Source organism: Nocardioides sp., from assembly GCF_041600255.1.
Classification (GTDB): Bacteria; Actinomycetota; Actinomycetes; order Propionibacteriales; family Nocardioidaceae; genus Nocardioides.
The window spans coordinates 1-9,528 of record NZ_JBFIKK010000122.1 but is presented as its reverse complement, the minus strand read 5'-3'; the positions used below and the strand labels follow the sequence as shown (position 1 = coordinate 9,528).

At 66.8% G+C, this 9,528-nt stretch carries 12 protein-coding genes; all 12 read left to right on the top strand.

What is annotated here, in order from left to right:
• The first annotated feature begins 130 nt into the window (after positions 1-130).
• The 12 genes from secY (at position 131) to rplQ (ending at position 9,340) form a co-directional block, all read left to right on the top strand.
• The gene (gene secY, locus ABZE72_RS13415) at positions 131-1,426 is read left to right on the top strand and encodes a preprotein translocase subunit SecY (protein WP_372729534.1); all 1,296 of its coding nucleotides are present in this window, start codon (positions 131-133) and stop codon (positions 1,424-1,426) included.
• Entirely contained in the window at positions 1,426-2,001 is a 576-nt protein-coding gene (locus tag ABZE72_RS13410; protein WP_372729533.1) for an adenylate kinase, read from the top strand. Before secY ends, ABZE72_RS13410 begins: the two co-directional genes overlap by 1 nt.
• A 7-nt stretch (positions 2,002-2,008) precedes the next feature.
• The gene (map, locus tag ABZE72_RS13405) at positions 2,009-2,827 is read left to right on the top strand and encodes a type I methionyl aminopeptidase (RefSeq protein ID WP_372729532.1); all 819 of its coding nucleotides are present in this window, start codon (positions 2,009-2,011) and stop codon (positions 2,825-2,827) included.
• 252 nt (positions 2,828-3,079) lie between these two features.
• Positions 3,080-4,138 (top strand): TerC family protein, encoded by a 1,059-nt coding sequence (locus ABZE72_RS13400; protein WP_372729531.1) that lies wholly within the window; start codon positions 3,080-3,082, stop codon positions 4,136-4,138.
• Positions 4,139-4,182: 44 nt separating this feature from the next.
• Complete coding sequence (locus ABZE72_RS13395) at positions 4,183-5,253, top strand: LLM class flavin-dependent oxidoreductase (protein ID WP_372729530.1); 1,071 nt, start codon at positions 4,183-4,185, stop codon at positions 5,251-5,253.
• Between the two features lie 263 nt (positions 5,254-5,516).
• On the top strand, positions 5,517-5,738 hold the full coding sequence (gene infA / locus ABZE72_RS13390; protein ID WP_026145687.1) for a translation initiation factor IF-1: 222 nt from the start codon (positions 5,517-5,519) through the stop codon (positions 5,736-5,738).
• A gap of 32 nt (positions 5,739-5,770) precedes the next feature.
• Entirely contained in the window at positions 5,771-5,884 is a 114-nt protein-coding gene (gene rpmJ, locus ABZE72_RS13385; RefSeq protein ID WP_372729529.1) for a 50S ribosomal protein L36, read from the top strand.
• 178 nt (positions 5,885-6,062) lie between these two features.
• A complete protein-coding gene (gene rpsM, locus ABZE72_RS13380) occupies positions 6,063-6,434 on the top strand; it encodes a 30S ribosomal protein S13 (protein ID WP_372729528.1) in 372 nt (123 codons plus the stop codon).
• 79 nt (positions 6,435-6,513) lie between these two features.
• Positions 6,514-6,921, top strand: a complete 408-nt coding sequence (rpsK, locus tag ABZE72_RS13375; RefSeq protein ID WP_090849777.1) for a 30S ribosomal protein S11 — start codon at positions 6,514-6,516, stop codon at positions 6,919-6,921.
• Between the two features lie 31 nt (positions 6,922-6,952).
• A complete protein-coding gene (rpsD, locus tag ABZE72_RS13370) occupies positions 6,953-7,561 on the top strand; it encodes a 30S ribosomal protein S4 (protein ID WP_372729527.1) in 609 nt (202 codons plus the stop codon).
• A 72-nt stretch (positions 7,562-7,633) separates the two neighbouring features.
• Positions 7,634-8,650: a DNA-directed RNA polymerase subunit alpha gene (locus ABZE72_RS13365; protein WP_372729526.1), complete on the top strand. Its 1,017-nt coding sequence runs from the start codon at positions 7,634-7,636 to the stop codon at positions 8,648-8,650.
• Positions 8,651-8,725: 75 nt separating this feature from the next.
• Positions 8,726-9,340 carry a 50S ribosomal protein L17 gene (gene rplQ, locus ABZE72_RS13360; RefSeq protein ID WP_372729525.1) on the top strand — a complete coding sequence of 205 codons (615 nt, stop codon included), beginning with the start codon at positions 8,726-8,728 and terminating at the stop codon, positions 9,338-9,340.
• Positions 9,341-9,528 lie beyond the last annotated feature (188 nt).

Genomic DNA, 9,528 nt, shown 5'->3' with positions numbered 1-9,528 from the left:
GCCGAGCGCCGGCCGCCCCCCACCTTCAGCATCTGGGGACGGTCAGCACGCCGGGGGCGCCTGTTAGGCTTCCCCGGGTTCTCGCGGGTGACGTGCGAGGGCCGCTCCCCGCTTGGAGAAAGAGGATGTTGTGCTAGGCGCGTTCGCCAACGCTTTCCGAACCCCCGACCTGCGGCGCAAGCTGCTGTTCGTCCTGATGATCCTTGCGGTCTTCAGGCTGGGTTCGCAGATCCCGACCCCGGGTGTCAATGTCGCCAACGTCCAGGGTTGCATCGCCAACCTGGGCGACACGGGGATCTACAGCCTGATCAACCTGTTCTCGGGCGGTGCGCTTCTCCAGCTCACGGTCTTCGCGCTCGGGATCATGCCGTACATCACCGCCAGCATCATCCTCCAGCTGCTCGTCGTGGTCATCCCACGGCTCGAAGCGCTGAAGAAGGAGGGCCAGGCGGGGCAGACCAAGATCACTCAGTACACGCGCTACCTCACCCTCGGCCTCGCGCTGCTCCAGGCGACCGGCATCGTGGCGCTGGCCCGCTCGGGCAACCTGCTCCAGGGGTGCACCCAGCCGCTGCTGCACGACAACGGCACCCAGACCTTCATGGTCATGGTGATCACGATGACCGCGGGCACCGCCGTCATCATGTGGCTCGGCGAGCTGATCACCGACCGCGGCGTCGGCAACGGCATGTCGCTGCTGATCTTCACCCAGGTGGTCGCGGGCTTCCCGTCGTCGCTGTGGGCGGTCGGCAAGCAGAAGGGCTGGTGGATCTTCGCCGTCGTCCTGCTGATCGGTCTGGTCATCATCGCGGCGGTCATCTTCATCGAGCAGGCCCAGCGCCGGATCCCGGTGCAGTACGCGCGCCGGATGGTCGGGCGCAAGATGTTCGGCGGCAGCTCGACGTACATCCCGCTCAAGGTCAACCAGGCCGGTGTCATCCCCGTCATCTTCGCCTCGTCGTTGCTCTACCTGCCGGCGATGGCGGCGCAGTTCAACCAGGACAGCGACTCCGTGTGGGTGCGGTTCCTCAACGACTACCTCGTCCAGGGCGACCACCCGCTCTACATGATCTTCTACTTCCTGCTGATCATCTTCTTCACCTACTTCTACGTCTCGATCACGTTCAACCCGGTCGAGGTCGCGGACAACATGAAGAAGTACGGCGGCTTCATCCCCGGGATCCGGGCGGGCAAGCCGACCGAGGACTACCTGTCCTACGTCCTGTCCCGCATTACGCTGCCGGGTGCGCTGTACCTCGGTCTGGTTGCGCTGATTCCGTTGATCGCCTTCGTGTTCATCAACGCGAACCAGAACTTCCCCTTCGGCGGTACGTCGATCCTGATCATGGTCGGTGTCGCGCTGGATACGGTGAAGCAGATCGAGAGCCAGCTCCAGCAGCGCAACTACGAAGGGTTCCTGCGCTGATGCGACTGATCATGATGGGCCCCCCGGGGGCCGGCAAGGGCACCCAGGCGAAGTTCGTGGCCGAGCACTTCGGGATCCCGGCGATCTCGACCGGCGACATCTTCCGCGCCAACGTCTCCGAGGGCACGCCCCTGGGTGTCGAGGCCAAGAAGTTCATGGACGCCGGCGAGTACGTGCCGGACGAGGTCACCAACAAGATGGTGCGCAACCGGATCGACGAGCCGGACGCCCAGCCGGGCTTCCTGCTCGACGGCTACCCGCGCACGCTGGCCCAGGTGGAAGAGCTGGACGGGATGATCTCGTTCACCGGTCACAGCCTCGACGCCGTCGTGGTGCTCACCGTGGACGCCGACGAGATCGTGCAGCGCCTCGTGCAGCGTGCGGCCGTCGAGGGGCGCGCCGACGACACCGAGGACGTCATCCGCCGCCGGCAGGAGGTCTACGCCGAGCAGACCGAGCCGCTGATCGAGGTCTACCGCTCCCGCGGCATCCTGATCGAGGTCGACGGCATGGGCGAGGTCTCCGACGTCACCCAGCGCATCTTCGACGCGCTCGACGACGTCACCCAGAGCTGAGGACGACATGTCCTTCCTGGACCGTGGCATCGAGATCAAGTCGCCCGAGCAGATCGCCACGATGCGTCGTGCCGGTCTGGTCGTGGGGGAGACCCTCGAGCTCCTGCGCTCCAGCGTGCGCCCCGGCATCACCACCGGTGAGCTGGACGCGATCGCCGAGGACAACATCCGCTCCTCCGGCGCCACGCCGTCCTTCAAGGGCTACCACGGCTTCCCGGGCTCCATCTGCGCCTCGGTGAACGACGAGGTCGTGCACGGGATCCCCGGCTCCCGCGTCCTGAACGAGGGCGACGTGATCTCCATCGACTGCGGCGCCATCGTGGACGGGTGGCACGGCGACGCCGCCACCACGGTCGCGATCGGCGAGGTGCCTGCCGAGGTCGCCGAGCTGATGCGCGTGACCGAGGAGGCCATGTGGCGCGGCATCGCCGCCGCTCGCCTCGGCGGTCGGGTCACCGACATCTCGCACGCCGTCGAGTCGCACGTGCGCAGCCAGGGACGCTTCGGCATCCTCGAGGACTACGTCGGCCACGGCATCGGCTCGCAGATGCACCAACCGCCCAACGTTCCCAACTTCGGTCGCGCCGGCAAGGGCCCCAAGCTGGTCGAGGGCCTGGCCCTGGCCGTGGAGCCGATGATCACGCTGGGCGGCAAGGAGACGGTCGTGCTCGAGGACGACTGGACCGTGATCACCGCCGACGGTTCGTGGGCGGCGCACTACGAGAACACCTTCACCCTCACCCCCCGGGGTGCCTGGGTGCTGACCGCCCTGGACGGCGGCGAGGCGGCACTGACCGCGCTCGGCGTACCGTTCGGCGGTCGCTGAGCGCCTGCCCTCGGCGGGTGTGGGGAACGTCCTCGTTTCACCCTGCGCTGATCGGGCATGGGAAGATCCCCCTGGAGGGGAGTATTCCCGTCGCGGTGGCGTCGTCAGTACGGCCCGGGCCTGGCCCGGACCCGGCGTACCGGTTCCCATGACCGGCCTGTCATGGGGGCGGAAGAGACCTCCGGAGAAAAGTCCTGTCGGGCGCTCGCGCTCGTGCCCCCGCCCCCGCACGCTCCGGAGGAGAACCCCCGCATGAACATGTTCACCGGCGATTCGGTCGCATCGCCGACCATCTGGCTCGTCACCATCGTCATCACGGTCGGCGTGCTGCTCGTCGACCTCCTGATCATCGGCCGCCGCCCGCACGAGCCCAGCATGGCCGAGGTGAGTCGCCACCTGGCGTTCTTCATCGGCCTCGCGATCGCCTTCGGTGTGGTGCTGTGGGTGTTCGCCGAGCCGCACGGACTCTCGCCGGCGCCGGGCCCTGAGTTCTTCGCGGGGTGGCTGACGGAGTACTCCCTCTCCATCGACAACCTGTTCATCTTCATCATCATCATGAACAAGTTCGCCGTGCCCCGGAAGTACCAGCAGACCGCCCTGATGATCGGCATCGTGCTGGCCCTGATCATGCGCGCCATCTTCATCGTCGTCGGTGCGGCCGCCATCAACCAGTTCAGCTGGGTCTTCTACATCTTCGGGATCTTCCTGCTGTGGACGGCCTGGAAGCTGGCCAAGGAAGGCAGCCAGGACGAGGAGGAGTACGAGGAGAACAAGCTGGTCAAGTGGGCCGAGAAGCGGCTCCCGGCGACGACCGAATGGCACGGCACCAAGCTGTTCACCAAGGAGAACGGCAAGCGCCTGATCACGCCGATGTTCTTCGTGGTGCTCACCCTGGGCACCACCGACCTGCTGTTCGCCCTCGACTCGATCCCCGCGATCTACGGCCTCACCCGCGACCCGTACCTCGTCTTCACCGCCAACGTGTTCGCCCTGATGGGGCTGCGCCAGCTGTACTTCCTCATCGGTGGCCTGCTCCAGCGACTCATCTACCTGTCCTACGGGTTGTCGTTCCTGCTCGGCTTCATCGGGGTGAAGCTGGTCCTGCACGCCATGCACGAGAACGAGCTCCCCTTCATCAACGGTGGTGAGCACATCTCGTGGGCTCCCGAGATCCCGATCTGGCTCTCCCTGGCCGTCATCGTCGGCACCCTGGCCATCACGGCGGTCGCGAGCCTCACCGTGTCGAGCCGGATGTCCAAGGCCGAGGCCGCTGTCCGCACCGGCCCGCGCCGCGACGGACAGGGCGACTGAGCGTCGACGAGGAACATCGGCGGACCGGGGCGGGTTGGTCCCACGTGAGCCCATCTGCCCCGGCCCTGTCCGTCCTCGACCTCGTCCCCGTCCGCAGCGACCAGCACACCGGCCAGGCGCTGACCGCGACGATCGCGCTGGCGCGGACAGCCGATGAGCTGGGGTACCGGCGCTACTGGCTGGCCGAGCACCACAACATGCCGGCCGTGGCGGCGACCAACCCACCGGTACTGATCGCCATGGTGGCGGCGGCGACGCAGCGGATCCGGGTCGGCTCCGGCGGGGTGATGCTGCCCAACCACGCTCCGCTGGTGGTGGCCGAGCAGTTCGCGCTGCTCGAGGCTGCCCACCCGGGGCGGATCGACCTGGGCATCGGGCGGGCGCCGGGCACCGACCCGGTCACCAGCATGGCGCTGCGCCACGGCGCCGGGGGAGTGGACGACGACGCGGTGGCGCACTTCCCGGAGTACGTCGACAACGTGCGCGCCATGCTGAGCCCCGAGGGGGTCGGGGTGCGGGTGAGCGGCCGGACCCAGGCCCTGCGCGCCACTCCTGCGGCGAGGACCACCCCGGAGCTCTGGCTGCTCGGCTCCTCGGACTACTCGGCGCGGCTGGCCGCCGAGCGGGGGCTGCCCTACGTGTTCGCCCATCACTTCTCCGGTCGGGGGACCGCCGAAGCGCTGGAGCTGTACCGCAGCGCCTTCCGGCCCTCCGAGCACCTCGCCGAGCCGCGCACCTTGCTGACCGTGAACGCCGCCGTCGCGCCGACCCGGGCCGAGGCCGAGCGGTTGGCGCTGCCCCAACTGCTGGCGATGCTCGCGCTGGTCACGGGGGCGCCGCTGACCGCGCAGCGGCTGGTCGAGGAGGCCGAGGAGGTCGTCCTGGGCGATCAGCACCGGCAACTGGTGGACGGGATGCGCCGGCGTTGGGTGATCGGCGAGCCCGAGGGCGCTCGCGCGAGGATCGCCGAGCTGGCGGCGACGTACGGCGTGGACGAGGTGATGGTGCATCCCGTCGCCGGGGCATACGCCGCCGGGCCGGCCGACGCGAGCCCGGGTCGTGAGCAGACGCTGCGGCTGCTCGTCGAGGGCGCCGACGCTCCCACGTCCGATTAGGGGATGACCCCCGACGTCCCCTAAACTGGCGTGTCGGCCCAACGTGGGTCTGTTTCGTGATGCCTCGCGGCTGCCCGGACCACTGTCGGATCGCTCTCCGGAGCGTGATTCCAGTGCCGGGGATGAGGCTCTCGCAACGACTTCACGAGGTCCACCGGCTCGCCGTTCGCGGCGTGGCGGAGGTTCCCGGGCCAGCTGATCGCGGACCGATCCGGGATTGGTGCAACAAACGGTAGACACCCAACCGACAGATTGTGGAGGACATGCCGAAGAAAGAAGGCGTGATCGAGCTCGAGGGCACCATTACGGAGGCCCTGCCGAATGCCATGTTCCGCGTCGAGCTGAGCAATGGTCACAAGGTTCTCGCCCACATCAGCGGCAAGATGCGCCAGCACTACATCCGGATCCTCCCCGAGGACCGCGTGGTGGTGGAGCTCTCGCCGTACGACCTGACTCGGGGCCGGATCGTCTACCGCTACAAGTGAAACAGCCACTTCAGCACTGAAAGGACCTCCTCGTGAAGGTCAACCCCAGCGTCAAGCCGATGTGTGACAAGTGCCAGGTGATCCGTCGCCACGGTCGTGTCATGGTCATCTGCTCGAACCCGCGACACAAGCAGCGCCAGGGCTGAGTCCAGCCCGTCGTACAACTGAACACCCACTCAACGTGATCGCTTAGTCGGTCTCAGCGGCACCATCGCCGAGACCTGCGAACCACCTCCGGAGCAGAAGGCCGGAGCTCGTCCGACGAGGGACGGGACGCGACACGACCAGAAACCTCTGTGAACTATCGAAGGGAAACGCCAGACAATGGCACGCCTCGTTGGTGTTGATCTCCCGCGTGACAAGCGCATCGAGATCGCTCTCACCTACATCTACGGCATCGGCCGTACCCGCTCCCAGCAGTTGCTCGCGCTCACCGGGGTCGACCCGAACATGCGCGTGCACCAGATGGGTGACGAAGAGCTGGTCAAGCTCCGCGACGCGATCGACGGCAACTTCAAGATCGAGGGTGACCTCCGTCGCGAGGTCCAGGCAGACATCCGTCGCAAGATCGAGATCGGCAGCTACCAGGGTCGCCGCCACCGCATGGGCCTTCCGGTCCGCGGCCAGCGCACCAAGACCAACGCTCGCACCCGCAAGGGTCCGAAGCGCACGGTTGCCGGCAAGAAGAAGAAGTGACGCGCTGTTCCTGAACCGGAACACCTCACCGACTCTTCCACTCGAAATCACAGCTTCCAGCTACCCCAGGAGAAACTGAATGCCTCCCAAGAGCCGCACAGCGGCCGGCGCCAAGAAGGTGCGTCGCAAGGAGAAGAAGAACGTCGCTCAGGGCGAAGCCCACATCAAGAGCACGTTCAACAACACGATCGTCACGATCACCGACCCCACCGGGGCTGTGATCTCGTGGGCCTCGGCCGGCACCGTCGGCTTCAAGGGCTCGCGCAAGTCCACCCCGTTCGCTGCACAGATGGCCGCGGAAGCCGCGGGTCGTCGGGCGATGGAGCACGGCATGAAGAAGATCGACGTCTTCGTCAAGGGCCCGGGTTCGGGTCGCGAGACGGCGATCCGGTCCCTGGGTGCGATCGGCCTCGAGGTCGGCACCATCCAGGACGTCACGCCCACTCCCCACAACGGATGCCGGCCGCCCAAGCGCCGTCGCGTCTGATCACCCGAGACTGAACAGGAGACTTTGAGCTATGGCCCGTTACACCGGCCCCATGACCAAGAAGTCGCGCCGTCTCGGTGTCGACCTCGTTGGTGGCGACCAGGCTTTCGAGCGTCGCCCGTACCCCCCCGGCCAGCACGGCCGCGGCCGCATCAAGGAGAGCGAGTACCTGCTCCAGCTTCGTGAGAAGCAGAAGGCGCGTATCTCGTACGGCATCCTCGAGCGCCAGTTCCACAACTACTACGTCGAGGCTTCGCGTCGTTCCGGCAAGACCGGTGACAACCTGCTGCAGATGCTCGAGTGCCGTCTCGACAACGTGGTCTACCGCGCCGGGTTCGCCCGCACGCGTCGCCACGCGCGTCAGCTCGTCGTGCACGGTCACTTCAAGGTGAACGGCAAGAAGGTCGACATCCCGTCGTACCAGGTCTCGGCTCACGACGTCATCGACGTCCGCGAGAAGTCTCTCGAGACGACTCCCTTCATCGTGGCTCGCGAGACCCACGGTGAGCGCGTCGTCCCGGCGTGGCTCGAGGCCCTGCCGTCCCGCATGCGGATCCTGGTGCACCAGCTCCCGGTCCGTGCGCAGATCGACATCCCGGTGCAGGAGCAGCTGATCGTCGAGTTCTACTCGAAGAAGTAACACCTCACTTCCTTTTCTCCATCACAGTTCGGGCCCGTCAAATGGTGGGTGGGTCCGGAAAGGAAATCACCAGTGCTTATCGCTCAGCGCCCCACGCTGTCGGAAGAGTCCGTCGACGAGTTCCGTTCGCGCTTCGTCATCGAGCCGCTGGAGCCGGGTTTCGGCTACACGCTCGGCAACTCGCTGCGTCGTACCCTGCTCTCGTCCATCCCCGGTGCATCCGTGACCAGCATCAAGGTCGAGTCGGTGCTCCACGAGTTCTCGACGATCGAGGGCGTCAAGGAAGACGTCACCGAGATCATCCTGAACCTCAAGGGCCTGGTCGTCTCCTCGGAGCACGACGAGCCCGTCACCATGTACCTGCGCAAGTCGGGTGCCGGTGACGTGACCGCCGCGGACATCGCGCCGCCGGCCGGTGTCGAGGTGCACAACCCGGACCTCAAGATCGCGACCCTGTCCGACAAGGGCAAGCTCGAGATGGAGCTGGTCGTCGAGCGTGGCCGCGGCTACGTCTCGGCCGTCCAGAACAAGGGTGCCGACAACGAGATCGGCCGCATGCCGGTCGACTCGATCTACAGCCCCGTGCTGAAGGTGACCTACAAGGTCGAGGCCACCCGTGTCGAGCAGCGCACCGACTTCGACAAGCTCGTCATCGATGTCGAGACCAAGCCGTCGATCCGTCCCCGCGACGCGATCGCTTCGGCCGGCAAGACCCTGGTCGAGCTGTTCGGCCTCGCGCGCGAGCTGAACGTCGAGGCCGAGGGCATCGACATCGGCCCGTCGCCCGTCGACGAGCAGCTGGCTGCCGACCTCGCCCTCCCGGTCGAGGACCTGCAGCTGACCGTCCGTTCCTACAACTGCCTCAAGCGCGAGGGCATCCACACCGTGGGTGAGCTCATCTCGCGCTCGGAGCAGGACCTGCTCGACATCCGCAACTTCGGTGCGAAGTCGATCGACGAGGTCAAGGCCAAGCTGGTCGAGATGGGTCTGTCCCTCAAGGACAGCGCGCCCGGCTTCGACGCTGCTGCTGCCCTGGCGGCGTACGGCGACGACGACGACGACGCGTTCGTCGAGGACGAGCAGTACTGACATCCCACTGATCGGGTCTCGGGCCCGATCCTCTACTCGAGTACCTGACACGGCTCGAGAGAATCGAGAGAAGCAATGCCTACTCCCAAGAAGGGCGCCCGCCTCGGCGGTAGCCCGGCGCACCAGCGCCTGATCATCGCCAACCTCGCGACGGCGCTGTTCGAGCACGGTCGGATCACGACCACCGAGGCGAAGGCCCGCGTCCTGCGGCCGCACGCCGAGAAGCTCATCACCAAGGCGAAGAAGGGCGACCTGCACAACCGGCGCGAGGTCCTCAAGACCATCCGCGACAAGTCGGTCGTGCACCACCTCTTCACGGAGATCGCTCCGACCTTCGCCGAGCGTCCCGGTGGCTACACCCGGATCACCAAGATCGGTCCGCGCAAGGGCGACAACGCGCCCATGGCCGTGATCGAGCTGGTGACCGAGGCGTACGCCCCCAAGGCGCCCTCGTCGAAGAAGGCCACGACGACCGAGTCGGCTCCTGCCGCCCCGGCCGATGAGGCCCCTGCCGAGGACGCCGCCGAGGACGCCGCTGACGCTCCGGTCGAGATGACGGACGAGGCGTCGCCCGAGGAGAGCGTCGTCGCCGAGGCCGACCAGGTTGAGGCCGACGAGGCTCCCGTCGAGGAGACCCCCGAGGCTGCTGCCGACGAGAGCACCGGCGAAAGCACCGACGAGAAGGCCTGACCTCCTCTGATCGAAGGCCCGTCACCCCTGTGGGGTGGCGGGCCTTCGTCATGCCGCTGACCTGCCAGTTGTGGTTGCCCCAGGCCCGCTGACCTGCCACTTGTGGTTGCCAGAAGTGGCAGGTGGGCGTCGTACGGGCAACCAGAAGTGGCAGGTGGGCGTCGTACGGGCAACCAGAAGTGGCAGGT

What these genes read in the sequence shown, in the direction of transcription:
- rpsD (WP_372729527.1), top strand. Translation starts at nt 6,953, where the DNA reads ATGGCCCGTTACACCGGCCCCATGACCAAGAAGTCGCGCCGTCTCGGT.
- rpsM (WP_372729528.1), top strand. Translation starts at nt 6,063, where the DNA reads ATGGCACGCCTCGTTGGTGTTGATCTCCCGCGTGACAAGCGCATCGAG.
- ABZE72_RS13410 (WP_372729533.1), top strand. Translation starts at nt 1,426, where the DNA reads ATGCGACTGATCATGATGGGCCCCCCGGGGGCCGGCAAGGGCACCCAG.
- rplQ (WP_372729525.1), top strand. Translation starts at nt 8,726, where the DNA reads ATGCCTACTCCCAAGAAGGGCGCCCGCCTCGGCGGTAGCCCGGCGCAC.
- ABZE72_RS13400 (WP_372729531.1), top strand. Translation starts at nt 3,080, where the DNA reads ATGAACATGTTCACCGGCGATTCGGTCGCATCGCCGACCATCTGGCTC.
- map (WP_372729532.1), top strand. Translation starts at nt 2,009, where the DNA reads ATGTCCTTCCTGGACCGTGGCATCGAGATCAAGTCGCCCGAGCAGATC.
- rpsK (WP_090849777.1), top strand. Translation starts at nt 6,514, where the DNA reads ATGCCTCCCAAGAGCCGCACAGCGGCCGGCGCCAAGAAGGTGCGTCGC.
- infA (WP_026145687.1), top strand. Translation starts at nt 5,517, where the DNA reads ATGCCGAAGAAAGAAGGCGTGATCGAGCTCGAGGGCACCATTACGGAG.